Genomic DNA, 24,945 nt, shown 5'->3' with positions numbered 1-24,945 from the left:
TTACCCCTCTTGCGCGTCTTCGGCATCGATCGCCATCAGCACGGCGTCGCCATAGATCGACTGTCTGCGATCAATGGCCCGAAATCCCGCCTTTTCATAGGCCCGGATGGCCCTGATGTTGGCAGGGTCGGGGTCGATGATGACACGTGGCACGCCTTCCTCGAACAGGTCTTCGACGAACTGGCGCACGATCGCCGAGCCATGGCCGATGCCGATGAGTTCCGGCCGGCCGATCGAGAGATCGATGCCGAGCGTGCCGAACGGCTGATCGGCATAGGGATGGCCGTCTTCCAGATGCGGATCGTAGCTCTGCAGATATGCGATCGGCTTGCCGTCGAGCTCAACGATCAGCGGCTCGACGGAAATCGAGTCAATATGATCGGCAATCTCCGCGATTCCCGCCTCGGGATCGTCCCACCACTCTGCAACATGCGGCTCGGCCAGCCAGCCTGCGATCATCGGCAGGTCCTTTTTGGTCACCGGCCGAAAATCGTAGCTATTTTCTGGTTGGATCATGGTCTTTTCCGAAAACCGGCGTCCACTTTTCGCTTACGCGGTCCTGCGGTTCGGGACCATGGTCGGCCTGATCAAGCCGCATCGAGCGTTTCGACAACGAAATTATTGTTGGTGTAGACGCAGATGTCGGACGCGATCTGCATCGCCTTGCGGGCGATCTCCTCGGCGTCCTTGTCGCTGTCCATCAGCGCGCGCGCCGCGGCCAGCGCGTAATTGCCGCCCGAACCGATGGCCATGACGCCATGTTCGGGCTCCAGCACGTCGCCGTTGCCGGTCAGCGCCAGCGAGACCGATTTGTCGGCAACCAGCATCATCGCCTCCAGCCGGCGCAGATAACGGTCGGTGCGCCAGTCCTTGGCAAGCTCGACGCAAGCGCGCGTCAGTTGATCGGGATATTGTTCGAGCTTGGCTTCGAGGCGTTCCAAAAGCGTGAAGGCGTCGGCGGTAGCACCCGCGAAACCGGCAATCACATTGCCGCCCTTGCCGATGCGGCGCACTTTGCGGGCATTGCCCTTCATGATGGTCTGGCCAAGGCTGACCTGGCCGTCGCCGGCGATCACCACCTTGTTGCCCTTGCGCACGGTCACGATCGTCGTGGCGTGCATGGTCAGATTATCAGACATTTCCTGGCTCCGAGCAGCGCCATCCCAAAAAGGCGATTGGCGCGGTACGAGTAACTTTGATCGGCCATATGTATGCACGGGGCCAATGATTGCAAACGGCTCGATAGCGGCCGGGATCGCAACTGGCAATCGCCGGATCATGCTGCTAGAAGGCTCTCGTTTTCAAGCCCGCGAGCGCTTGAGGCCCGTGAACCGGTCACGATCTGAACCACTGGCACAAGGATAGAGTGATGGCGCCTCGTTCCGCCGATGCAAGCCGAAAGACCGCGGAAACCGACATCTCGGTCTCGATCCATGTCGACGGCTCCGGCAAATCGGACATCGCCACGGGCGTCGGCTTCTTCGACCATATGCTGGATCAGCTTTCCCGCCATTCGCTGATCGACATGACCGTCAAGGCCAATGGCGACCTGCACATAGACGACCACCACACGGTCGAGGACACCGGCATTGCGCTCGGCCAGGCCTTGTCCAAGGCGCTGGGCGAGCGGCGCGGCATCATGCGCTACGCTTCGATCGACCTTGCCATGGACGAGACGCTGACGCGCGCGGCGATCGACGTGTCGGGCCGCCCCTTCCTGGTCTGGAACGTTTCGTTCTCGTCGCCCAAGATCGGCACCTTCGACACCGAACTGGTGCGCGAATTCTTCCAGGCGCTGGCGCAGAATGCCGGCATCACGCTGCATGTCACCAACCATTATGGCGCCAACAACCATCATATCGCCGAGACCTGCTTCAAGGCGGTGGCGCGCGCGCTGCGCGCCGCGCTCGAGCGTGATCCGCGCCAGCCTGACGCGGTCCCCTCCACCAAGGGTTCTTTGAAGGGATAGCCTCATGACCGCCTATGTCGTGATGGAGCCACCTGGCCGTAGCGAGAAAGTCGACACGACGACGTTGGTCCGTGACGGCTTCACCTGGCTCGGCCTGCTCGTGCCGCCGCTGTGGCTTGCCTGGCACCGGCTGTGGGTCGAAGCGGCGCTCGCCTTTGTCGTCATGGGCGTGCTTTCGATGCTTGGCCAGAAACTTGGCCTCGGTGTCGCCGGCTCGCTGCTGTCGCTGCTCGTCTCGCTCTATGTCGGGCTGGAGGGCCAGGGATTACGCATCGCGGCGCTGCGCCGCCGCGGCTGGCATGAATGGGGCGTCGTCGAGGCCGGTTGGCTCGCGGACGCCGATCTGCGCTATGTCCTGGAAGTCGAAGGCCTTTCGGACGAAGCGGCACCCGCGCCGCGCATCGTTCCGGATGCCGCTTTGGCGCGCCCGGCGCAGCCCGGCATAGCGCTGGGGCTGACCCACATTCCGGGACGGCGCTGAGATGCGGGTTGCGATCATCGATTACGGTTCGGGCAATCTGCGCTCGGCAACGAAGGCTTTCGAGCGCGCCGCGCGCGAGGCCGGCATATCGGCGCGGATCGACCTGACGGCCGATGCCGACCGTGTACGCACCGCGGACCGCATCGTCCTGCCCGGCGTCGGCGCTTACGCCGACTGCGCGGCCGGCCTGCGTGCCGTCGAGGGCATGTGGGAGGCGGTCGAGGACGTCGCCATCGCCAAGGGCCGGCCTTTCCTGGGCATTTGCGTCGGCATGCAGCTGATGTCGCAGCGCGGCCTCGAAAAGACCATCACCAATGGCTTCGGCTGGATATCGGGCGACGTCAAGGAGATCACGCCTTCCGATCCGGCGCTGAAGATCCCGCAGATCGGCTGGAACACGATCGAATTGGGGCGCCAGCACCCGCTGTTTTCCGGCATTCCGACCGGCGCGACGGGCCTGCATGCCTATTTCGTCCACTCCTATCATCTCGACGCACAGAACCCGGACGAGGTCGTTGCGGTCGCCGACTATGGCGGCCCGGTGACGGCCACGGTCGCCCGCGACAATCTCGCCGGCACCCAGTTCCATCCGGAGAAGAGCCAGGCGCTGGGCCTGGCGCTGATCACGAATTTCCTGCGCTGGAGGCCCTGAACACCATGAGCAAGAAGGGCTACTGGATGGCGATGATCGATGTCCGCGACCCCGAGATATATAAACAGTACATCGAGGCCAATGCCGTGGCGTTCGCGAAGTATGGCGCGAAATTCGCCGTGCGAGCCGGCCGCCACGAAAATCCGGAAGGACCTACCGGCAACCGCCATGTGCTGGTCGAGTTCGAGTCTTTCGGCAAGGCGGTCGAATGCTATCATTCGCCTGAATATCAGCATGCCTCCAAATTCCGGCTTGCCGCTTCATCAGGTCATTTCGTCATCGTTGAAGGCGCCTGAACGTATGATCCTGTTTCCAGCCATCGATCTCAAGGACGGCCAGTGCGTGCGGCTGAAGCACGGCGACATGACGACCGCGACCATCTACAATGACGACCCCGCCGCGCAGGCCAAAGCCTTTGAAGAGCAGGGTTTTGAGTGGCTGCACGTCGTCGACTTGAACGGCGCCTTCCAGGGTCAGAGCGTCAACAGCGCCGCGGTCGGCGCCATCCTCAAAGCGACAAGGAACCCCGTGCAGCTCGGCGGCGGCATTCGCACGCTGGAGCAGATCGAGGATTGGCTCGACCGTGGATTGGCCCGCGTCATCCTCGGCACGGTGGCGGTGCGCGATCCCGATCTGGTCAAGCAGGCCTGCAAGGCGTTTCCGGGCAAGGTTGCCGTCGGCATCGACGCCAAGGGCGGCAAGGTAGCCGTCGAAGGCTGGGCCGAGGCCTCGAGCCTCGGCGTCATCGAACTGGCCAGGAAATTCGAAGGCGCCGGCATCGCCGCCATCATCTACACCGACATCGACCGCGACGGCGTGCTGACCGGCATCAACTGGGACGCCACCATCGACCTCGCCGACGCCGTGTCGATCCCGGTCATTGCTTCCGGCGGGCTGGCCTCGATCGCCGACATCGTGCGCATGACCATGCCCGACGCGCAAAAACTCGAAGGCGCGATCTCGGGCCGCGCCCTCTATGATGGCCGCATCGACCCGGCCGAGGCGCTGGCGATCCTGCAGGGCCGGCCGGCGACGGAGGCGCGATCGTGAAGGTTTCGCTCATCCTGGCCTCCTATGACAGCGGCCACTATCATGGCGGCATGGGCCAAGGGCCCGATGCGCTGATATCAGGCGGGCTCGTCGATGCCCTGACCCTTGCCGGCCACGACGTCGCGGTCGAGGATATCGGCAGGGTCGGCGCCGACCAGGAGCGCGAGATCGCCACGGGTTTTGCCGTCTGCAACGCCGTCTCGGGCGAGGTCCGCATTGCCCGAGACAGGGGGCGGTTTCCCATCGTGCTGGCCGGAAACTGCCTGACCAGTGCCGGCGCGGTCGCCGGCGAAGGCGCCGATGCGATCATCTGGGCCGACCAGCATGGCGACCTCAACACGCCCGAGACGTCCGTATACGGCTTTCTCGATGGCATGGCGCTGGCGACGGTGCTCGGCCTGTGCTGGCGCCCGATGGCGGCGGCCATTCCCGGCTTCAGGCCGATCGATCCCGCGCGCTGCGTGCTCGTCAACGCCCGCGATCTCGATCCGGCGGAGGAAAAACTTCTCGAAACGTTGCCGGTCATCCGGACGGAATGTCCCGGCGTGGCGCAAGCGACGGAAAGACTGAAAGCAGCCGGCGCCAACAGCGTGCACATGCATCTCGATCTCGACGTGCATGATCCCAAGGCGCTGCAGGCCAACCGCTACGTCACCCCTGGCGGGCCGGACCCGGAGCAGATGCGCGACGCGGTTTGCGCCATGGCGCTTGCGGTACCGGTCATCGGCATCACCGTTTCCGCTTACGATCCGGCCTTCGACGCCCAGGCCGATGTGCCGCCGCTGGTCGGCCAACTGCTCAACGATCTGCTTGCCACGATAGAGGGCCGCTGATGCTGAAAGCCCGCGTCATCCCTTGCCTCGACGTCAAGGACGGCCGTGTCGTCAAGGGCGTCAATTTCGTCGATCTCATCGACGCCGGCGACCCGGTGGAGGCAGCCAAGGCCTATGATGCCGCCGGCGCCGACGAACTCTGCTTTCTCGACATCACCGCTTCGTCGGACAATCGCGAGACCATATTCGACGTCATCGCCCGCACCGCCGAACAATGCTTCATGCCGCTGACCGTCGGCGGCGGCGTGCGCCAGGTCTCCGACATCAGGAAATTGCTGCTGGCTGGCGCCGACAAGGTGTCGATCAACACGGCCGCGGTGAAGAATCCGGATTTCGTCGCCGAAGCCGCCGACAAATTCGGCAACCAATGCATCGTCGTCGCCATCGATGCCAAGAGAGTGTCCGGCCCCGGTGAGGCCGAGCGCTGGGAGATCTTCACCCATGGCGGGCGCGAGAAGACCGGCATCGACGCCGTCGAATTCGCGCGCCAAATGGTTGATCGCGGCGCCGGCGAGATCCTGTTGACCTCGATGGACCGCGACGGCACCAAGGCCGGCTACGACATCGCGCTGACCCGCGCGGTATCGGACGCGGTGCGCGCGCCAGTCATCGCATCGGGGGGCGTCGGCACGCTCGACCACATGGTCGAAGGCATTCGTGACGGCCATGCAAGTGCCGTGCTGGCGGCCTCCATCTTCCATTTCGGCACCTACACCATCGCGCAAGCCAAGGCGCATATGGCCGAGGCCGGCCTGCCGATGCGGCTGGACTCGCTCGGTAACAGGTCCTAGAGCATGTTCCCGAAGCCGGCTTCTGGGAAAAATCCGGCTTAAACAAGAAGATAGACTGATATGGCCGAGTTTTCGCTCTCCGACCTGGAAAAAATCGTCAGCGACCGCGCCCATTCCGGCGATCCGGACTCGTGGACGGCCAAACTGTTCGCGCGCGGCATCGACAAGGCGGCGCAGAAGCTCGGCGAAGAGGCGGTCGAGACGGTCATCGCCGCCGTCAAGGGCGACAAACAGGGCCTCGTTTCGGAAAGCGCCGATCTTATATATCATTGGCTCGTCGTCCTCAGCATAGCGGGCGTTCCGCTGGATGACGTGCTCAAGGAGCTCGAAAGCCGGACCCGGCGTTCGGGCATCGCCGAGAAGGCGTCACGGCCCAAGGGCTGATCGGGAGGGAGGGCAGGTATCTCGATGGATCAGCTCGCGCCAACCGAGAAATATTCCCCGTTTCGCTTCTTCTCGGCCGAGCAATGGTCGCGGTTCCGGGCCGATACGCCGCTGACGCTGAGCGAGGACGAGTTCCGCCGCCTGCGTTCGCTCAACGACCCGGTCGACCTCGAAGAGGTCAAGCGCATCTATCTGTCGCTGTCGCGGCTTTTGTCGGCGCATGTCGAGGCGAGCCAGCTTCTGTTCAGGCAGCGCCAGGCCTTCTTCAACGCCGTCGACGTGGCCAAGACGCCGTTCATCATCGGCATCGCCGGTTCGGTCGCGGTCGGTAAATCGACCACGGCGCGCGTGCTCAAGGAACTTCTGGCGCGCTGGCCGTCGAGCCCCAAGGTCGATCTCATCACCACGGATGGCTTCCTGCTGCCCAACGAGGTGCTGCGCCGCGAAAACCTGATGGAGCGCAAGGGTTTCCCCGACAGCTACGATGTCGGCGCGCTGCTGCGTTTCCTGTCGGGCATCAAGTCGGCATTGCCCGACGTCCGCGCGCCAGTCTATTCGCACCTGACCTATGACGTCATCCCCGGCGAGTTCGTCACCATCGACCGGCCCGACATCCTGATCTTCGAAGGCATCAACGTGCTGCAGCCGGGCAAGCTGCCGCAGGACGGCAAGATCGTCCCTTTCCTGTCGGACTTCTTCGACTTCGCCATCTATATCGATGCCGACGAGAAGCTGATCCACAATTGGTATATTTCCCGCTTCATGCGGCTGCGCGAGACCGCCTTCCGCAATCCGGACTCCTTCTTCCACCGCTATTCGCAGCTGTCGGAGGATGCGGCCAAGGCGATCGCCGAAGGCCTGTGGACCAACATCAACCTGAAGAACCTGCGCGAAAACATCCTGCCGACGCGCGCCCGCGCCGACTTGATCCTGCGCAAGGGCGCCGACCACCTGGTCCAGGAAGTGGCGCTGCGCAAATTATAGCCGGTAGAACCCGGCGTGGCGGGCTCGTCCACAAGCCCGCCACGCCGGTGTTACGTGTCAGCCATTGGCGAACGGCACGGCGACATAAATCTGCGTGTCGCCACGCTCCACCAGAAGCAGCACCGACTTGCGTCCGGATTTGCCGGCTTGGGAAATCGCTTGGGTCACCTGCTTCGCGCTCTTCACCGGGGCCTGGTTGACGGCGACGATGACATCGCCCGGCTGGATGCCGGCAGTCGCTGCCGGCTTGTTGGGATTGACGCTGGCAACCACCGCACCGTGTTCGGTCTCGGGGAGGTTCATCTGCCGGCGGATGTCGGACGTGATGTCCATCAGGCCGAGGCCGATGGCCGGCGCGCGGGACCCCTCGGTGCCCGGCGCGCCGGAGTTGTCAGTCGATGCCGTCTTCACATCGTCGCTGTTGCGTCCCACATCGACGGAAATCTGTGCGGCCTTGCCCTTGCGCCAGACATCCAGTGTCTCCCTGGCACCTGGCGCGACGTCGGCGACAGCCCGCGAAAGATCCTTGGGATCCTTGACGTCCTGCCCGGCGAAGCCGGTGATGACATCGCCGCTTTCGATGCCGGCCTTGGCCGCGGGCGACCCGTCATTGACCTGCGAGACCAGGGCGCCGCCGGGGTGATCGAGCCCGATAGCGTTGGCCACGTCCGGGGTGACGGGCTGGATCTCGACGCCGAGATAGCCGTATTCGATGTCGCCACCCTTCATCAGCTTGGCGACCACCTTCTCGGCCTGGTCCGACGGAATGGCGAAGCCGACACCGACGCTGCCGCCGTTAGGCGAATAGATCGCCGTGTTGATGCCGACGACATTTCCGCTGACATCCACCAGCGGGCCACCGGAATTGCCGTGATTGATCGGCGCGTCGATCTGGATGAAATCGTCGAACGGCCCGCTATGCAGGTCGCGGCCACGCGCCGAGACGATGCCGGCCGTTACCGTGGTGCCGATGCCGAACGGATTGCCGATCGCCAGCACCTGGTCGCCTGTCATGAGCTTGTCGGAGTCGCCCCACTTGATGGTCGGCAAGGCCTTGTTGGCCTTGATCTTCAGCACGGCGAGATCGTTCTTGGCGTCGTGACCGACCAGCTTGGCCGGAAGCTCGGTGCCGTCGTCGAGCGTCACCTTGATCGAGGTCGCGCCGTCGACGACGTGGTTGTTGGTGACGATGGTGCCGTCGGCACTGACGATGAAGCCCGAGCCGAGCGCCTCGGCACGCGGCGACTGCTGTTGCGGAGGCGTCTTGGGAGCAGGCATGCCCTGATCGCCGAAGAACTGGTGGAAATAGTCGTCGAAGGGCGAGTTGCCGCCAAAGGGCGAACCGTCAGGCGAACCTTCGCTCATGACTTCCGGCTGCGCTTTCATGACTGTCGTGACGGTGACGACAGCGGGCTTGGTCGCGGCCACGGTTGGCGCGAACGATCCGTTCGGAGCCGTTATTCCGGCGACAGGAGTCTGGGTCGTCGCGGCGACATTGCTCAAGCCGCCATTGCCGGCATTTTGAGCGAGGGAGACGACGGCGGGGGAGATGATCAGCGCGGCGCCCAGCAGGGCGGCGACGCGATGCCTACGAAGAATACCTAGGGGTGACATGGTCGTTCTGTCCGGGCGAGAGTTGATCCGGCGCCGCGGGCGGCTCGTGGGAGAAAGCACCCGTCAGCGTGTCGACGACCGGGTGGCCTGTCTCGCCGTACATGGCGGCCGGCCGGATCGACAACCAGGTATTTAGGGTCCGGAATGGCCCAATTTAGGGTTTTTGTCCGACCTTACGAAGATTTAATTCAGAGCGCGCTTACGGACCGCAGATAGGCCGACGCGATCTCGCGCATGCGCTTGCCGTCGAAACTCGGGCCGTGGCCGCCATGGCCGACGCGGATCTGCAGGTCGAGCAGGCGCCGCATCGTGTTGCGATAGGCTTCCCGGTCGGAATCCGGCAAATCGTCGATCAGCGTGTCGTCATAGATGGCGTCGCCGCTGAAGAACAGGCCGTCGGCCTCGTCGAACAGCGCGATCGAATCCGGCGAATGCCCGGGCAGATGCAGCACCCGAAACCGGCGATCGCCGAGATCGACCATGTCGCCTTCGTCGAGCGTGCGCGTCAACGGCGCCGGCGGTATCGCATAGTCGGCCGATTTCCAGCCTGGCGCCGGCAGTTTCGAAACGGCGCCCTCGAGATCATGGAACATGTAGGCGTAGGTCGCGGCCTCATCCATGCTCTCGAATTGCGCCGCGCTCATCCTTGGCCCGGCCCGCAGCGGGAATTCGTGCAGCGAGCCGACATGGTCGAGGTGGATGTGGGTGGCGACGACCAGAAGCGGCTTGCCTTCGGGCGTCTCTATCTCTGGTGCCAGCGGACAGATGCCCATGCCGGTATCGACCAGAAGGTCGGCATCGCGGCCGATGAAATGCCAGATGTTGGCGCGCACATAGTCGTGCACGAACGGCTCGGTCAGCATCGTCGTCCTGTCGTCGACGATGCGCCTGGAGAACCAGCCTGAGTTCACGTGAGAATCCTGATAATGTGCAGGGCCGGCATCAGGTATGAGCCGTGGCATCAGGTATGAGCCGTGGCATCAGGTATGAGCCGTGGCATCAGGTATGAGCCGGGGCATCAGACGAACGGCTTTCCGACCTTGTATTTTTCCGGCACCAGCCGCTTGAGATAGGCCATGCCGGTCTCGGAAAGCTGGTTGGCGTCGGGCTTCATGAAATCGTCGGGCATGTGGCGGGTCTTGCCGGCGACGTTTTTCAGCGGCACCTTCTTCAGCACTATCTTGCTGCCATCATATTGCAGCGCCACCGAGCCGCCGCCCTGTTCGGCGACGCCGACGGCGAAGGCGCCGGCATCGAAGGCCTCCCGCGCGTCGACCGGGCTGATGGCGCCGACATAGCCGCGCGGCATGTAGCCGAGTGCGTCGACGCGGGCCCGCTTGCCCGGCAACCCCTCGGCCAATGCCCGTTCGAGCGCCGCCGGCAGGTCGCTGCCCGACAGTTTGACGTTGCCGTGCTGGTCGCGCTCGAGCTTGTCCGCCGGCACGAGGCTTTCGACCAGCGCCTTGCCGTCGGCGGTGCTGACACCTTCCGACACGGCGACGATGCAGCGCTTGTGGCGGTCGAGCGTGGCGCGCACGTCGTCGATGAAACCAGCGGCGGAGAACGCCCGCTCCGGCACGTAGACGAGATGCGGGCCGCTGTCGGGATCGAGCTGCCAGGCAGCCGCCGCTGCGGTCAGGAAACCGGCATGCCGGCCCATGACGATGCCGACATAGATGCCGGGCAGCGCACGGAAATCGAGATCGACGGACAGGAAGGCGCCGGCGACGAATTCGGCCGCCGAAATGAAGCCCGGCGTATGGTCGTTTTCCTCGAGATCGTTGTCGATCGTCTTCGGCGCATGGACGAAGGCGATCTTGCCGCCGGCGGCATCGGTCAGGATTTGCTGGGTGCCCGAGGTGTCGTTGCCGCCGATATAGATGAAGGCGTCGGCGCCGGCCTTCTGCAGGCCCTTCAGGATGACCTCGCAATAGGCGGCATCCGGTTTGTCGCGCGTCGAGCCGAGCGCGGCGCTCGGCGTTCCGGCGATCAGCCGCAGCCGGTCCTCCGGGATGGCGGAAAGGTCGACATAGTTGCCGTCACGGATGCCGCGCACGCCGTGGATGGAGCCCAGCACCTTGGCGCCGGGATGACGCTTGCGGATCTCCAGCGTGGCGCCCACAACGGTCTGGTTGATGACGGCGGTCGGGCCGCCGCCCTGCGCGATGACAAAAGTTCCGGCCATTCCTGACGTCTCCCTAGAGCATGATGCCGAAAAGTGTGAAGCGGTTTTCGGACGACGTCATGCTCTAATTCTTAGATTAGAGACGGATTCAGATTTCAGGTCCGAACGGACCTGAAATCATCCGGCTCTAGGCGATGGTTTTCAAGGCACCTTGGCCTGTCTTGTCGCCTCGCGCAACGGAAGAGTCTGGCGGCCGCAAACCGCGGCCACGATCACATGACGACGACCGGGTTTTTCTTCGATACGCGGCTGTAGAGGTCGATGATGTCCTGGTTGATCAGGCGCACGCAGCCCGACGACATCGCCTGGCCGATGCTCCACCATTCGGGCGAGCCATGGATGCGGTAGCCGGTGTCCTTGCCGTCCTGGTAGATGTAGAGCGCGCGGGCGCCGAGCGGATTGGTGAGGCCGCCGGGCTGGCCGCCCTGCCACTTCACCAGTTCGGGCTTGCGCTGGATCATTTCGGGCGGCGGCGTCCAGGTAGGCCATTCCCGGCCGTACTGGATGTTGGCGCGGCCGGACCAACGGAAGCCGTCCTTGCCGATGCCGACGCCGTAGCGGATGGCGTCGCCGCCCGGCTGGACGAGATAGAGCATGCGTTCCTTGAGATGCACGACGATGGTGCCGGGCGCCTCGCCAGTGGTGTCGACGACGATCTGGCGGCGGAATTCCGGCTTCACCTTGAGATAGGGCACCTCGGGCACGTTGAAGCCGTTGTCCGTCAAGGAGGCGTACATGACATCGGGGCTGGTGATGTTCTTATCGACGCTGATCGAGGGCCGGATCGGCACCGAACCCGTGACCGTATCGTCGAGCTGGAGCGCCGGCAGGTCGCCACCACCCGAAGTCGAGCAGCCGGCGACGCCGAGCAGCGCCAAAGCGCCGGCCCCGGACAGGACGGCGCGGCGGGAGAGAAGAAAATCGGTTTCGATTGCGTCGCCGTTTCGTGGCGGCGTCGGACCTTGCGGCAACTCACGCATATACCCAAACCCTACGCTTTCGGCGGGAAGCACGGTCCGGCCGGGATAGGGGGCATTTTCATCATTCATGGTTGATAAAGCGTGAATGACTTGTGCTGCTTGCGTTTGCCGAGCGGCGCGAACTGACACCGAGTTGCCGCTGGCGCAATTGCGTCGGTTGCCGGCCGGATTGCGCGAAAACAAAGATTCGGCCCTTTACATTCTTCGGGACCCAAGGATTTATCCTGTTCTTTAAGCTCAAGGGAGACGAGCATGTCCTTCGAAAACTGGGCCGCCTTCGCTGCCGCGTCGAGCATCCTTCTCATCATCCCGGGCCCGACCATCCTTCTGGTCGTGTCCTATGCGCTGGGCCAGGGCTGGCGCACCGCCTTGCCGATGGCCGTCGGCGTGGCGCTCGGCGACTTCACAGCCATGACCCTGTCGATGCTGGGCATCGGCGCGCTGCTTGCGGCTTCCGCCACTGTCTTCACCATCCTGAAGCTGGTCGGCGCCGGCTATCTGATCTATCTCGGCGTGAAACTGTTCCGCGCCGGCGGTACGCTGAAGGCCGAACCGCGCACCGACACGGTGTCGTCGGCCAAGATGATGGCGCATGCCTGGCTGGTCACCGCGCTCAACCCGAAGAGCATCACCTTCTTCGTCGCCTTCCTGCCGCAGTTTCTCGACCGGCATGCCAATTTCTGGACGCAGATGCTGATTTTCGAGACGACGTTCCTGGCGCTCGCCTTCGCCAACGCCTTCGGTTACGCGCTGATCGCGGCACGCGCCCGCAACGTGGTGCGCAACCCCAAGGCGATCCGCATCTTCAACCGCACCGGCGGCACGCTGCTGGTCGGCGCCGGCATCGCCACGGTGGCGATGCGGTCCAGCAATTAACACATCCAAGGTGTGTTGAGATTCAGGTCAGGCCATTTGCAGGCAGGCTGAACCTCGTCACAGCAGCTTGCTTCACCATTTGACGCTGAAGCCCAGATTGCCCTCGAGGATGCGGCGCTTGTCGCCGCCGAGGTTGGTGGTGTAGTCGCCGGTGGCGAAGACGCTGACCTTGTCGGTCACTTTTGCGACGATACCACCGCCGAACTCGAACGAGGTCGACCTGCCCTCGGTCGAGATGTCGGTGGTGTCGAAGCTGACACGGTCGGTGCCGCCGAAATCATGCCAGATATTGGCCTTGAGGTAAGGCTGCAGCGCTATGCCGTTGACAGTGGTCTCGCCTTGCAGGCGAGCGCCCAGCCGGCCGGTGACGCTGCCGTCGCTGTCGAAGGAAACCGAAGAGAAACGATCCTTGGTATCGTCGAGCGACAGATGCTGCCAGATCAGTTGCGCCTGCGGTTCGAGCGTCCAGCCCTGCGCCAGCGCTATGGGATAGCCGCCCTCCAGTGAGGCTGTGACACCTGTTCCGCCAATGTCGATACCGACGTCGCGCGACGACGTGGCGTCGCCGCCGAAGAAGGTGGCCATGAGGACGCCGTCGAGGTACCAGCCGCCCTGGCCGATGCGGGTCCAGTAGCCGCCGACACTGGTGCCGTTGGCGTCGAGCTTGCCGACGGACAGATCATTCTGCCCCAGTGCCTGGCCGCGCACATCGCCCTTCATGCTGGCATAGGCGACGAACAGGCCGGCGCGATCGATCGCCCCCGACGCGGTTTCGCGTCCGAAGACGTCGAAGCCCGCCTGCAGGCCGAACAAGGTGCCGTCGAAGGACGGCGACACCGTTCCCGACCAGCCCATCTTGGCGTCCTGGCCGTAGATGCGGCCCCAGACCGGCGACAGCTCCGCGTTCGACAACAGGCTCTGTTCGCCGCGCCGCTCGTGGAAGGTGCCGAGTGTCGTCATCGCCAGATGCTCGGCCACCGGCGGCAAGGCCGAGTAGGTGGGCACCTCGACGCGGTAGAGCAGGATCGTCTCGCCGGCTGCCGGCGTCGGCAGGTCCGGCACGGCGGTCGGCACCACTGGCGGTGGCGGTGGCGGATCCGCTGGCGGCGCTGGCGGCGGTGCCGGTGGCGCCTGGGGCTCGGGGTCGCTCGCCTGCACCGGCGGTGTCGAATCGACCGGCGGGTTGTTGATGTCGCCATCGGTAGGCACCGGCACCGGCGGCAGCTCGGACGGTGGTGGCGGCGGCTCGGTCCGCGGCGGCTCCGGCTCTGGCTGCGGCGGCGGTTCGAGCGCCGACGGCCCAGCGGCCGGTGTTGCCGGTGTGTTCAGGGTCGAGCGCAGATACCAGTTCTGCTCGCTCCCGGCGCTGACGCCGCCCTTGAAGAGATAATATTCGAAGGCGCCGGCAGCGACCGGCGCGTCAAGGGCAAAGGCGCCGGCGCTCGACGTGGCGCCGTTGACCGCCTGGACGAGCATGATGCCGTCGGACGTGGTCTGCGCCCCGGCGCCGCCGACATTGACCACGGCAATGCCGGTCGAGCCCGAGGCCGTGCCGCCGGACAGCACCAGCCGGTCGGAAGCGGAGCTGTCGTCGCCAAGCTCGGTCTGGAGGAGGAGCAACCCGCCCATCCCGACATAATTGCCCGATATAGTCAGGCGATCGGTGGCGCCCGTGCTGCCGTTGGTCAGGTCGATGCGGCCGGCATTGACCACTTCGGCCAACTGTCCCGCGGTAAAGGCCTGGATGGAGCTGTTGAAGCCGCCGCCATAGAGCGTGCTTGCCTGGTCGACGCTGAGCTTTCCGGTGCCCGTGCCGCTGTCGCCCAGCGCGAGATTGCCGTCCAGGATCAGCTGGGTGTCGTTGGTGGCGTCGATGGTTTCCCAGTTCTGGACCCTGGCGATGCCGTCCAGCTTGACGTTGTCGAAGGTGAGCGCATCGGTGCCCAGGCCGCCATTCAGCGCATCCGCTCCGCCAAGATTAGCCTTGGTGAGATTGCTGAGCTTGGCGGTATCGTTGTCGGCGCCGAGGTCGACCGAGCCATAGATGATGCCGCCGCCGTTCCAGACGAAATTGTCGGCGCCGAAGCTCATCAGCACATCGCCGCCTACCGTGCCGCCTGTTATCGTCACGCTGTCGTTGCCGCCGCTGACGCTGATGTTGCCGCCGATCGTGCCCCCGGAGAGAATGATGGTGTCCTGATCGAAGCCGGTGACGAGATTGCGGTCGATGATGCCGCCCGACATGTTGAAATAGTTCTTGTCGAGCTTCATGTTGACACGGCCGATGCGGCCGCCGGTCATCACGGCACGGTCGCCGTCGTCGAAGAAATCGATGATGCGCCCGCCGGTCATGGTGAAGGTGTCCAGCCCGTCGCCCTGGTTCAGCGAACCGACCAGGCCGCCGCTCATGTTGAAGTCGTCGATGCCGGCGCCCTGCTGGACATTGCCGGTGACGGTGCCGCCGCCGATGGTGAAGAAATCCGTGCCGTCACCCTGATCGACCGTGCCGGTGATGGTGCCGGACTGCATGTCGATGCGGTCCGTGCCGGCGCCGAAAGTGACGTTGCCGCTCACCTGGCCGGTACCGCCGGCGGGAAAGGTCAGCGTGTTGTTGCCGTTGATATCGTTGAGGCTGCCGCCCGAATCGCCACTATCGCAAGTGAAGGTGTCATTGCCTGGAGACGGAACCAGCACGCATGCCGCGAAGGCCGCGGAGCCAGGCAGCAACATCAGCGATGTAGTTGCAAGTAAGCTAATAAACCCAGGATTGATTCGCTTGGGCCTTCGCCGCGCCAAAGAAATAGCCTTGCCGATGTGCTCCGAGCCGTTGTTCGGAAGCTGTATTTCAAAGCACCGCATCGCGTCCCCTCTCAGATCGCGATTTTAAGCCCCTTACCCGCGCCGCAATGAAGCCACAATTCGTTCGCTTTTACAAAGCCTAATCTGCCTCTCATGGTTGATGAACTGCAAAAATAGCTGACATGGTGCAGATGTGCCCGTGATTTGGCGTCGCCGTGGCCCATGCTTTAAGATCATGTTGGACCGAGGGGCATCATGCCCATCGGGCGCCGACCAAGGGTGCTCGCATGACTATCCGGGACGCATTCGGCTTGGCATTTTCGGGCGCGACGGACGCGGGATTCGCACCCTACGGCCAGGCCGTGCGCGAATTGCAGTGTTTCGTTGGCGATCCGGTGAACTCCGTCGACCGCGCCATCGCGCAGGACCCCGGTTTCGTCATGGCGCATGTCTTCAAGGGCTACCTTTTCGGCCTTGCCACCGAACCGGAGGCGACGGCCATGGCCAAGACCTGCCACGAGGCGGCGCTGCCGCTTGCCGCGACAACGCGCGAGCGGGCGCATGTCTCGGCCCTCGGCCACCTCGCCAACGGGCGCTGGCATCAGGCCTCCGGCATCCTGCAGGACATAGCGATCGATTTCCCGCTCGACGCCGTGGCGCTCCAGGTCGGACACCAGGTCGATTTCTTCACCGGCAACGCCCGCATGCTGCGCGACCGCATCGCCCGTGCCCTGTCGTCATGGCGGACCGACATGCCGGGTTACCACGCCATCCTCGGCATGCAGGCTTTTGGGCTCGAAGAGATGGGCGAATATACGCAGGCAGAAAGGCTCGGTCGTACAGCGGTCGAGATCGAACCGCGCGACGGCTGGGCGCAACATGCGGTCGCCCATGTGATGGAGATGCAAAGCCGGCAAAGGGATGGCATCGCCTGGATGCGTGCCGATCCCGAAGCCTGGACGAAGGAGAGCTTCCTCCAGGTCCACAATTGGTGGCATCTGGCGCTGTTCCACTACGATCTCGGCGAGACCGGCGAGGTGCTGGAGCTCTATGACGGGCCGATCTACGGCGCCGGATCGACGCTGGCGCTCAACATGGTCGATGCATCGGCGATCCTGTGGCGGCTCCATCTTGGCGGCGTCGATGTCGGCGACCGCTGGGCAACACTGGCCGCCAATTGGGTACCCAAGGCCCGCGCCGGCAACTATGCCTTCAACGACGCCCATGCGATGATGGCCTTCGTCGGCGCCGGGCTCGACGCTGCGGCCCGGATCTTGCTCGAAGCACAGCGCGAGGCGATGCGCGGCAATGACGACAATGCCGCATTCACCAGGGATGTCGGCCATCCCCTGACGCTTGCCATCAAGGCGTTCGGAGAGGGCAACTACGCCGAAACCATCCGGCTGATCGGTCCGATCCGGGCCATCGCCCATCGCTTTGGCGGCAGCCACGCGCAGCGCGACGTCATCGATCTCACGTTGATCGAGGCCGCCCTGCGCGCCGGCGACGGCGCGCTCGCCCAGGCACTGACGACGGAGCGCTCGACGGCGCGGCCGGACAGTCCGCTGTCGGCGCTGTTTTCGCGACGTGCCGCCGATTTGTCAGAGAATTGACCCGGAGCGGATCTTGCCTTAAAAACTGCTCAAGCATATTTTTCGGGTTCCGAAAAAAATAAAGACGTGGGAGGAAACCATGTATCTCGGCCTCGACCTGGGCACATCGGGCGTCAAGGCGCTGCTGATCGATGCCGGACAGGGCGTCATCGGCTCCGGCCATGGCACGCTTGATGTCTCTCGGCCGCATCCCGGCTGGTCCGAACAGGATCCGCTGCATTGGATACGCGCCTGCGAGGACGCGATCGCCGAACTGAAGGCGTCCCATCCCAAGCAGTTCGCCGCGGTGAAGGGTATCGGCCTGTCCGGCCAGATGCATGGCGCGACCTTGCTCGATGCGGCCGATCATGTGCTGCGCCCCTGCATTTTGTGGAACGATACGCGCAGCCATGTCGAGGCAGCGGCCCTCGATGCCGATCCACGCTTCCGCGCGCTCACCGGCAACATTGTATTTCCGGGTTTCACCGCGCCGAAACTCGCCTGGGTGAAGAACAACGAGCCCGCTGTCTTCGCCAAGGTGGCAAAGGTGCTTTTGCCGAAGGATTTCCTGCGGCTTTGGCTGACCGGCGAACATATTTCCGAAATGTCCGACTCGGCCGGCACGTCCTGGCTCGACGTCGGCAAGCGCCGCTGGTCCGCGGACCTGCTCGCCGCGACATCGCTTGACGAGAGCCATATGCCAGCGCTGGTCGAGGGCACCGCGAAGGCCGGCGGTCTGCGCGCCGAACTCGCATCGCAATGGGGTATCCAGGCTGGCATCCCGATCGCCGGCGGCGCCGGCGACAATGCGGCTTCAGCCTGCGGCATGGGCACGGTCGGCGCCGGCCAGGCTTTTGTCTCGCTCGGCACGTCGGGCGTGCTGTTTGCCGCAAACGCGTCCTATCTGCCGAACCCGGCAAGCGCGGTGCACACCTTCTGCCATGCGCTGCCCGACACCTGGCACCAGATGGGCGTCATCCTGTCGGCAACCGATTCACTCAACTGGCTGTGCGAGATCACGGGCAAGGGCGCCGGCGAGCTGACATCGGAACTCGGCGAGGCGCTGAAGGCGCCGACCGGCGTGTCCTTCCTGCCCTATCTCTCAGGCGAGCGTACGCCACACAATGATTCGGCCGTTCGCGGTTCCTTCACTGGCCTCGCGCATGAATCGGGCCGCGCCGTGCTGACCCAGGCCGTGCTCGAAGGCGTCGCGTTTGCCTTCCGCGACAGCCTCGAAGCGTTGAAGACGGCCGGCACGACCTTGACGCGCGTGACCGCGATCGGCGGCGGCTCGCGCTCGCGCTACTGGCTGAAGGCGATCGCCACCGCGCTGCAACTGCCGGTCGACATCCCCGCCGACGGCGATTTCGGCGCCGCCTTTGGTGCCGCCCGGCTCGGCCTGATTGCCGCGACGGGCGCCGATCCGCTGGCTGTGTGCTCCGCGCCGAAGACCGACGCCACGATCGAACCAGATTCCGGTCTGGCCGGTGCCTACGCGGACGCCTATAGCCGTTACCGGGCACTTTACCCGGCGATCAAAGCAGTAGCCGCGTGAGTTGGCGCCAGGCACCCCCCTCTGCCCTGCCGGGCATCTCCCCCTCAAGGGGGGAGATCGGCAGTTTCGCCGTAGCCGACAATTCTGCAACGTTGGTTATTGGCGAAAGCAGCCAAAACAGACAATCTCCCCCCTTGAGGGGGAGATGGCCGGCAGGCCAGAGGGGGGCGCCTCGCATCCCCCTTTCCAGGTTGCCCTCACTGAGCCGGCACCTTATCGAGGAAACCGGTGACGCTCTTCAGGCGGCCGTTCTCGATGATTCCGATATCGGTGCCTTCGATGACGGAAGGGGTGCCCTCGGGCCCGAGGTTCCAGGAGAAGCGGATTTTGTCGGCAAAGCCGTCCGGCGTGCCCTTCAGCGAGAAGCGGAAGCCGGCAAAGCGCTGCTGCACACCGTCGATCAGCGCGGCGACGCCTTCATGGCCGTCGCCCTGCATGAGCGGATCGCGATAGCTGACGTCTTCGGTGAAAGTCGTCTTGAGCAAGGCCGCCCGGCGGTCGGCATCGGCTTCGTTCCAGGCGGTGATGTAGTTCTGGGCGATCGTGTTGAGGTCGGTCATGGTCTGTCTCCTTTGTTTGACGGTTTTGACATGACCGTTTTCGACCAGCGCCGGCGTGAAACCAATTACGCCTGAGGTAATCAGGCATAACTATCTTGGAGAGGAAGAGAACATGAGCAGCGGCTTTTTCGGCGACGTCCAGAAAATCAAATATGAAGGCCCGGATTCGACCAATCCGCTGGCCTATCGCTTCTACAATCCCGACGAAGTGGTGGCCGGCAAGCGGCTGGAAGACCATCTGCGCTTTGCCGTCGCCTTCTGGCATTCCTTCGCCTGGCCCGGCGGCGACCCATTCGGTGGCCAGACCTTCGACCGTCCCTGGTTCCCCAAGGCCGGCGGCGTCGACACGATGGAACTGGCTAAACTGAAGGCGGATGTCGCCTTCGAGATGTTCTCGCTGCTCGGCGCGCCTTATTTCTGTTTCCACGACGCCGATGTGCGGCCCGAGGGCAAGGATTTCTCCGAAAGTGCGGCCCGCCTCGATGAAATCGCTGACTATTTCGCCACTAAGATGAAGCAGACCGGCGTCAAGCTTCTCTGGGGTACGGCGAACCTGTTTTCCAACCGCCGTTTCATGTCGGGTGCCGCGACCAATCCCGATCCGGATGTGTTCGCCTACGCCGCGGCGACGGTGAAGAGCTGCATCGAGGTCACCAAGCGGCTGAAGGGCGAGAACTACGTGCTGTGGGGCGGGCGCGAGGGTTATGAGACCCTGCTCAACACCGACCTTGCCCGCGAGCAGGAACAGGCCGGCCGTTTCCTGAACCTCGTCGTCGACTACAAGCACAAGATCGGCTTCAAGGGCACCATCCTGATCGAGCCGAAGCCGCAGGAGCCGACAAAGCACCAGTATGACTATGACGTCGCGACCGTCTACGGCTTCCTCAAGCGCTTCGGCCTGGAGAATGAGGTCAAGCTCAACATCGAGCAGGGCCACGCCATCCTGGCCGGCCATTCCTTCGAGCACGAACTGGCGCTGGCCAATGCGCTCGGCGTCTTCGGGTCGATCGACATGAACCGCAACGATTACCAGTCGGGCTGGGACACCGACCAGTTCCCCAACAATGTGCCGGAGATGGCGCTCGCCTATTACCAGGTCCTCCAGGCCGGCGGCTTCAAGACCGGCGGCACCAATTTCGACGCCAAGCTGCGCCGCCAGTCGCTCGACCCGCAGGATCTGCTGATCGGTCATATCGGCGGCATGGATTCTTGTGCGCGCGGCCTGAAGGCGGCGGCCCGCATGGTCGAGGACAAGGCGCTGTCGGGTCCGCTCGCAGAACGCTACGCCGGCTGGAACGGCGCCGAGGCCAAGGCAATGCTGTCGGGCAAGCGCACGCTGGAAGAGATCGCCGAGCGCGTGGTGAAGAAGAAGATCGAACCGCAGCCGCGCTCCGGCCGCCAGGAACTGCTCGAAAACATCGTCAACCGCTACGTCTGACGCTGCCTGACCGCCGGCAATCCAAGCCGGCGCACTATGCGATTCGAAAGCTTGGCGCGCGGAAACCTTTTGCGCGCCATGCTGAAACCGACGACAAGGTTTTGCCCCTAAGCGCCCCTCAATCGCCCAGCTCTTGCCTTCAAACTGCCGTCACGAATCTCGTATAGATATTGCTCGTGGCGGGAGAGGAAGAAGGAGGCGAACCGATATGCAGAACGAACGTGAAATCGACGCCCTGCTCTCACCTGGCGAGGCCGGATCGATCATCGACCGGCTGATGGCAATGCCGCATCCAAAGCAGGGCGCACGCAGCACCAATGAATGGGACCGCGCCGTTGCCAGCCGCTTCGAGACCCATCTCGCGCGGCAGATGCGCTCGCAGATCGATGGCGGCAGCGACCGCCAGAATGCAGCATAAGCTCTCTTTACCTGTGCATGTCGTTGCCCCAAAACCGCTACACGGTTTTGGGCGACCTGCACTACCCCCGGCGAAGCCTGACAGGGGCTTCGCCAAAAGCTCTTGAAAATGCTCTGGAAAAGGCCGCGGCAGACGAGAACCCTGTCCGCCCGGCGATATCCGCCATGGCGATCCGCGTGTCGACCACAAGCCGGCGCGCGGCACCCAGGCGCAGCCTGAGATAATAGGCGCCCGGTGTCTCGCCGATCGACCTGCGAAAGATGCTTTCCAGCGTCCGTGCCGTCACCCCGGCGCGCCTGGCAACCGCCTCTATGGTCAGCGGCTGATCGACATGCGATTCCATCAGCCGGATCGCCTGCGCCAGCCGCGGATCATAGCCGTCGAGCCGGCCGAGCGAGACCAGCGGTTGCGCATCGGTCGCGGCCCGCGCCTGGTCGTAGATGAAGACGCTGGCGACATCGAGCGCCACCGCCATGCCGAGGCGCGTGCGAATGAGATGCAGCATCAGGTCGAAGGTCGGCGAGGCTCCGCCCGACGTGAACACCGGCCCGTCGATGACGTAGCGGTCCGGCCGGACATCGACGCCGGGGAAGGCCGAGGCAAAATCTTCCATGTCCTCCCAGTGGGTGGTGGCGCTGCGGCCTTCCAGCAGGCCGGCGCGCGCCACCAGCCAGGTGCCGGCCTCGACGCCGCCGCACGCACGGGCCGCTCGCGCCGCCCGCCGCAAAGCTGAGAGGAGAGCCGATGTGGCATAGTTTTGGGTGCCGAAGCCGGCGACGACGACCAGCACGTCGGTTGCCTCATTGGCGTCGAAACGGCCGCTGACCGCCACCGGGAGGCCGCATGTGGTGACCGGCGCCTCGCCTGTCACCGAGACCAGCTTGAAATCGAACAGGGTCTCGCCGGAAATGCGATTGGCGGCGCGCAGCGGGTCGACGGCTGAGGCCACGCACATGATCGACGAGCCGGAAAACACCAGCAGCGTCACCTTGAGCGGCGTGCGCTCGGCGCGAAAGATATCCGGTTTTTCGCTTTTGATCACATCGCCTTCGTAAAACGCAAAGCAGCTTTGATCAAGTCGAGCGATGCTAGCGGCTGTTTCGAATGGGAGGAGAGTTTCGATGCCGCTTGCAATGAACCGTGAGGTCTTCATTACCTGCGCCGTGACGGGTTCCGGCGGCTCGCAGGACCGCAGCCCGCATGTGCCGCGCTCGCCCAAGCAGATCGCCGATTCGGCGATCGATGCGGCCAAGGCAGGCGCTGCCATCGTCCACTGCCATGTCCGCGACCCCGAAACCGGCAAGCCCAGGCGCGACGTGCATCTCTACCGCGAAGTGACCGAGCGCATCCGCGCGGCGGACGTCGACGTCATCCTGAACCTGACCGCCGGCATGGGCGGCGACATGGTGTTCGGCTCGCCGGAAGCGCCGCTGCCGCTCAACGAAAAGGGCACCGACATGGGCGGCGCCACCAACCGCATGGAACATGTGCGCCAATGCCTGCCGGAAATCTGCACGCTCGATTGCGGCACCATGAATTTCGCCGAAGCCGACTATGTCATGACCAACACGCCCGGCATGCTGCGCGCCATGGGCGGCATGATGACGGCGCTCGGTGTCAAGCCCGAGATCGAAGCCTTCGACACCGGGCATCTCTGGTTCGCCAAGCAGCTGGTCGAGGAAAAGGTGCTCAATCCCGACGCGCTGGTGCAGCTCTGCATGGGCGTGCCATGGGGTGCGCCCGACGACCTCAACACCTTCATGGCGATGGTCAACAACGTGCCGTCGACATGGAACTGGTCGGCCTTCGCCATCGGCCGCAACCAGATGGCCTATGCAGCGGCGGCGGTGCTTGCCGGCGGCAATGTCCGCGTCGGGCTCGAGGACAATCTGTGGCTCGACAAGGGCGTTCTGGCGACCAATGCGCAGTTGGTCGAGCGCGCCGCGTCGATCGTCGCCAATCTCGGCGCCAGGATCCTGGGACCGGAAGAAGTGCGCAAGAAGCTCAACCTGACCAAGCGAGCGCCGATAGCGGCATAAATTATTCGCGGGGAGGGTCGATATGGCTACCGTAAAATTCACCGCGATGAAGGATGGCGACAGGCAAGACTACGAGTTCCTGACCGCCCACGAGATCGATTATGCCGCCAAGACCGGCGAGCGGCTGCTCGATGCGCTGGTGCAGCTCGACGAGGGCCTTTCCGGCTACAAGATCACCCGGCTCGGCCATTCACTGCAGGCGGCGACGCGCGCCTGGCGCGACGGCGCCGACACCGACTGGATCGCCTGCGCCCTGCTGCACGACATCGGCGACATCTATGCGCCCTACAATCACGACGAATACGCCGCGTCGATCCTGAAACCCTTCGTGCGCGAGCAATGCACCTGGGTGGTGGAGAAGCACGGCGATTTCCAGCGCCTCTATTACGCCCATCATCTCGGCGGCAATCGCCATGCGCGCGACCGCTTCGCCGGCCATGCGTATTTCGACGATTGCGATGCGTTTTGCGAGCGCTGGGACCAGTCGAGCTTCGACCCCGACTATGAGACGCTGCCGATCGAATTCTTCCGGCCCTTCGTGCTCGAAGTCTTTGCCCGCAAGGCCTACGACCCATCAGTCATTCGCGCCGGCGAGCGCGTGCCTCTCACCGATCCCGAAACCGCCAGGACAAGAACCGGAGCCTCTCAATGAGCATCATCAACAAGGCGGCCGCCATTGGCGGCGGCGTCATCGGCGCCGGCTGGGTGGCGCGCCTGCTCTTGAACGGCATCGACGTCTCGATCTTCGATCCCGACCCGGAGGCCTCGCGCAAGGTCTCGGAAGTGATGAAGGGCGCGCGCCGCGCCTACAAGCAGATGGTTCCCGGCGGCTTGCCGAAAGAAGGCAAGCTGACCTTCGCCAAGACGATTGCCGAGGCCGTCGCCGATGCCGATTTCATCCAGGAGAGCGTGCCGGAACGGCTCGACCTCAAGCACAAGGTGCTGGCCGAGATCGACACCCATGCGCCGGCCAACGCCATTGTCGGCTCCTCGACCTCCGGCATCAAGCCGACCGACATGCAGGTGGCGATGAAGAAGCATCCGGAGCGGCTGGTCGTCGGCCATCCGTTCAACCCGGTCTATCTGCTGCCGCTGGTCGAGATCGTCGGCGGCGACCAGACCTTCCCCGAAGCGATCGAGGTCGCCAAGGAAATCTACGCCTCGATCGGCATGAAGCCGGTCGTCATCCGCAAGGAGATCGAGGCCTTCGTCGGCGACCGCCTGCTCGAAGCCGCCTGGCGCGAGGCGCTGTGGCTGATCAAGGACGGCATCTGCACGGTCGAGGAACTCGACGACATCATGCGCTATGGCTTCGGCCTGCGCTGGGCGCAGATGGGCATGTTCCAGGTCTATCGCGTCGCCGGCGGCGAGGCCGGCATGCGCCACTTCATGGCGCAGTTCGGACCCTGCCTGAAATGGCCGTGGACCAAGCTGATGGACGTGCCGGAATTCAACGGCGAGCTGGTCGACCTTATCGCCACCCAGTCGGACGACCAGGCGCACGGCCTGTCGATCCGCGAGCTGGAAAAGATCCGCGACGACAATCTGGTCGCGATCATGGACGCGCTGTCGAAGCAGAACAAGGGCAAGGGCTGGGGCGCCGGCGCGCTGCACAAGGACTATACCAAGCAACTCGCCAAGCTGGCGGCGAAGAAGCCGACCGCCTCAAAGGCAGCGGAAAAGGCCAAGGCCGCCAAGCCGGTGAAGCGGGCCGAAAAGCCGAAGAAAAAGAAGAAGGGCTGAGA

26 protein-coding genes are annotated in these 24,945 nt (G+C 64.2%); 17 read left to right on the top strand and 9 right to left on the bottom strand.

The features are described from left to right. Positions 1–516 (bottom strand): GNAT family N-acetyltransferase, encoded by a 516-nt coding sequence (locus O7B34_RS16565; RefSeq protein ID WP_337147062.1) that lies wholly within the window; start codon positions 514–516, stop codon positions 1–3. A gap of 71 nt (positions 517–587) precedes the next feature. After that, entirely contained in the window at positions 588–1,139 is a 552-nt protein-coding gene (gene hslV, locus O7B34_RS16560; protein ID WP_027142430.1) for an ATP-dependent protease subunit HslV, read from the bottom strand. Positions 1,140–1,369: 230 nt separating this feature from the next. On the opposite strand from hslV, the gene hisB reads away from it, so the two are divergent. The 9 genes from hisB to coaA are packed head-to-tail and all read left to right on the top strand — an operon-like array spanning position 1,370 to position 7,144. After that, complete coding sequence (gene hisB / locus O7B34_RS16555) at positions 1,370–1,969, top strand: imidazoleglycerol-phosphate dehydratase HisB (RefSeq protein WP_337147060.1); 600 nt, start codon at positions 1,370–1,372, stop codon at positions 1,967–1,969. Positions 1,970–1,973: 4 nt separating this feature from the next. Continuing rightward, positions 1,974–2,450, top strand: a complete 477-nt coding sequence (locus O7B34_RS16550) for a DUF2628 domain-containing protein (protein ID WP_337147058.1) — start codon at positions 1,974–1,976, stop codon at positions 2,448–2,450. A gap of 1 nt (position 2,451) precedes the next feature. Next, positions 2,452–3,102, top strand: coding sequence for an imidazole glycerol phosphate synthase subunit HisH (gene hisH / locus O7B34_RS16545; RefSeq protein WP_337140960.1), 651 nt, complete (start codon positions 2,452–2,454; stop codon positions 3,100–3,102). A 5-nt stretch (positions 3,103–3,107) separates the two neighbouring features. Continuing rightward, positions 3,108–3,398, top strand: a complete 291-nt coding sequence (locus O7B34_RS16540; protein ID WP_337147057.1) for a DUF1330 domain-containing protein — start codon at positions 3,108–3,110, stop codon at positions 3,396–3,398. Between the two features lie 4 nt (positions 3,399–3,402). Further along, positions 3,403–4,152, top strand: a complete 750-nt coding sequence (gene hisA / locus O7B34_RS16535; RefSeq protein WP_337147056.1) for a 1-(5-phosphoribosyl)-5-[(5-phosphoribosylamino)methylideneamino]imidazole-4-carboxamide isomerase — start codon at positions 3,403–3,405, stop codon at positions 4,150–4,152. Then, complete coding sequence (locus O7B34_RS16530) at positions 4,149–4,985, top strand: arginase family protein (protein WP_337147055.1); 837 nt, start codon at positions 4,149–4,151, stop codon at positions 4,983–4,985. Before hisA ends, O7B34_RS16530 begins: the two co-directional genes overlap by 4 nt. Further along, positions 4,982–5,776, top strand: a complete 795-nt coding sequence (hisF, locus tag O7B34_RS16525; RefSeq protein ID WP_027142437.1) for an imidazole glycerol phosphate synthase subunit HisF — start codon at positions 4,982–4,984, stop codon at positions 5,774–5,776. The genes O7B34_RS16530 and hisF overlap by 4 nt, the downstream gene beginning before the upstream one ends. 60 nt (positions 5,777–5,836) lie before the next feature. Next, positions 5,837–6,160, top strand: coding sequence for a phosphoribosyl-ATP diphosphatase (locus O7B34_RS16520; RefSeq protein WP_337147053.1), 324 nt, complete (start codon positions 5,837–5,839; stop codon positions 6,158–6,160). Positions 6,161–6,184: 24 nt separating this feature from the next. Then, a complete protein-coding gene (gene coaA / locus O7B34_RS16515; protein ID WP_027142439.1) occupies positions 6,185–7,144 on the top strand; it encodes a type I pantothenate kinase in 960 nt (319 codons plus the stop codon). Between the two features lie 57 nt (positions 7,145–7,201). Here the strand turns inward: coaA and O7B34_RS16510 are convergent, their stop codons facing one another. The 4 genes from O7B34_RS16510 to O7B34_RS16495 all read right to left on the bottom strand — a co-directional run bounded on the left by O7B34_RS16510 (position 7,202) and on the right by O7B34_RS16495 (position 11,923). Next, a complete protein-coding gene (locus O7B34_RS16510; RefSeq protein WP_337147051.1) occupies positions 7,202–8,758 on the bottom strand; it encodes a DegQ family serine endoprotease in 1,557 nt (518 codons plus the stop codon). A 188-nt stretch (positions 8,759–8,946) separates the two neighbouring features. Further along, positions 8,947–9,621 (bottom strand): MBL fold metallo-hydrolase, encoded by a 675-nt coding sequence (locus tag O7B34_RS16505; RefSeq protein WP_337147119.1) that lies wholly within the window; start codon positions 9,619–9,621, stop codon positions 8,947–8,949. 155 nt (positions 9,622–9,776) lie between these two features. Beyond that, positions 9,777–10,943 carry a diphosphate--fructose-6-phosphate 1-phosphotransferase gene (locus O7B34_RS16500; RefSeq protein WP_337147050.1) on the bottom strand — a complete coding sequence of 389 codons (1,167 nt, stop codon included), beginning with the start codon at positions 10,941–10,943 and terminating at the stop codon, positions 9,777–9,779. A 212-nt stretch (positions 10,944–11,155) separates the two neighbouring features. Further along, the gene (locus O7B34_RS16495) at positions 11,156–11,923 is read right to left on the bottom strand and encodes a L,D-transpeptidase (protein WP_140715272.1); all 768 of its coding nucleotides are present in this window, start codon (positions 11,921–11,923) and stop codon (positions 11,156–11,158) included. Between the two features lie 252 nt (positions 11,924–12,175). On the opposite strand from O7B34_RS16495, the gene O7B34_RS16490 reads away from it, so the two are divergent. Beyond that, positions 12,176–12,799 carry a LysE family translocator gene (locus O7B34_RS16490; protein WP_337147048.1) on the top strand — a complete coding sequence of 208 codons (624 nt, stop codon included), beginning with the start codon at positions 12,176–12,178 and terminating at the stop codon, positions 12,797–12,799. Positions 12,800–12,871: 72 nt separating this feature from the next. Here O7B34_RS16490 and O7B34_RS16485 read toward each other — a convergent pair whose 3' ends face one another. Then, positions 12,872–15,658 carry an autotransporter family protein gene (locus O7B34_RS16485; RefSeq protein WP_337147047.1) on the bottom strand — a complete coding sequence of 929 codons (2,787 nt, stop codon included), beginning with the start codon at positions 15,656–15,658 and terminating at the stop codon, positions 12,872–12,874. Positions 15,659–15,885: 227 nt separating this feature from the next. Between O7B34_RS16485 and O7B34_RS16480 the strand changes: the two genes are divergently transcribed. After that, entirely contained in the window at positions 15,886–17,211 is a 1,326-nt protein-coding gene (locus O7B34_RS16480) for a tetratricopeptide repeat protein (protein WP_337147046.1), read from the top strand. 79 nt (positions 17,212–17,290) lie between these two features. Further along, positions 17,291–18,745, top strand: a complete 1,455-nt coding sequence (gene xylB / locus O7B34_RS16475) for a xylulokinase (RefSeq protein WP_337147045.1) — start codon at positions 17,291–17,293, stop codon at positions 18,743–18,745. 197 nt (positions 18,746–18,942) lie between these two features. Here the strand turns inward: xylB and O7B34_RS16470 are convergent, their stop codons facing one another. Next, positions 18,943–19,305, bottom strand: coding sequence for a nuclear transport factor 2 family protein (locus tag O7B34_RS16470; protein WP_337147044.1), 363 nt, complete (start codon positions 19,303–19,305; stop codon positions 18,943–18,945). Positions 19,306–19,417: 112 nt separating this feature from the next. Between O7B34_RS16470 and xylA the strand changes: the two genes are divergently transcribed. Both xylA and O7B34_RS16460 read left to right on the top strand, forming a co-directional pair. Continuing rightward, a complete protein-coding gene (gene xylA / locus O7B34_RS16465) occupies positions 19,418–20,743 on the top strand; it encodes a xylose isomerase (protein ID WP_337147043.1) in 1,326 nt (441 codons plus the stop codon). 208 nt (positions 20,744–20,951) lie between these two features. Then, a complete protein-coding gene (locus O7B34_RS16460) occupies positions 20,952–21,161 on the top strand; it encodes a hypothetical protein (protein WP_027142450.1) in 210 nt (69 codons plus the stop codon). Between the two features lie 61 nt (positions 21,162–21,222). On the opposite strand, the gene O7B34_RS16455 is transcribed toward O7B34_RS16460, so the two are convergent. After that, positions 21,223–22,203: a GlxA family transcriptional regulator gene (locus O7B34_RS16455; RefSeq protein WP_337147042.1), complete on the bottom strand. Its 981-nt coding sequence runs from the start codon at positions 22,201–22,203 to the stop codon at positions 21,223–21,225. 79 nt (positions 22,204–22,282) lie between these two features. Between O7B34_RS16455 and O7B34_RS16450 the strand changes: the two genes are divergently transcribed. The 3 genes from O7B34_RS16450 to O7B34_RS16440 are packed head-to-tail and all read left to right on the top strand — an operon-like array spanning position 22,283 to position 24,943. Continuing rightward, positions 22,283–23,200, top strand: a complete 918-nt coding sequence (locus tag O7B34_RS16450; RefSeq protein ID WP_337147040.1) for a 3-keto-5-aminohexanoate cleavage protein — start codon at positions 22,283–22,285, stop codon at positions 23,198–23,200. Positions 23,201–23,222: 22 nt separating this feature from the next. Next, a complete protein-coding gene (locus tag O7B34_RS16445) occupies positions 23,223–23,852 on the top strand; it encodes an HD domain-containing protein (protein ID WP_127871179.1) in 630 nt (209 codons plus the stop codon). Further along, a complete protein-coding gene (locus tag O7B34_RS16440) occupies positions 23,849–24,943 on the top strand; it encodes a carnitine 3-dehydrogenase (RefSeq protein ID WP_337147037.1) in 1,095 nt (364 codons plus the stop codon). The genes O7B34_RS16445 and O7B34_RS16440 overlap by 4 nt, the downstream gene beginning before the upstream one ends. The last annotated feature ends 2 nt before the right edge of the window (positions 24,944–24,945 follow it).

Origin of the sequence: Mesorhizobium sp. Cs1299R1N3 (assembly GCF_037179625.1) — a bacterium.
Classification (GTDB): Bacteria; Pseudomonadota; Alphaproteobacteria; order Rhizobiales; family Rhizobiaceae; genus Mesorhizobium; species Mesorhizobium salmacidum.
The sequence above is the reverse complement of the archived record's forward strand: the minus strand, read 5'-3'. Positions and strand labels throughout refer to the sequence as shown.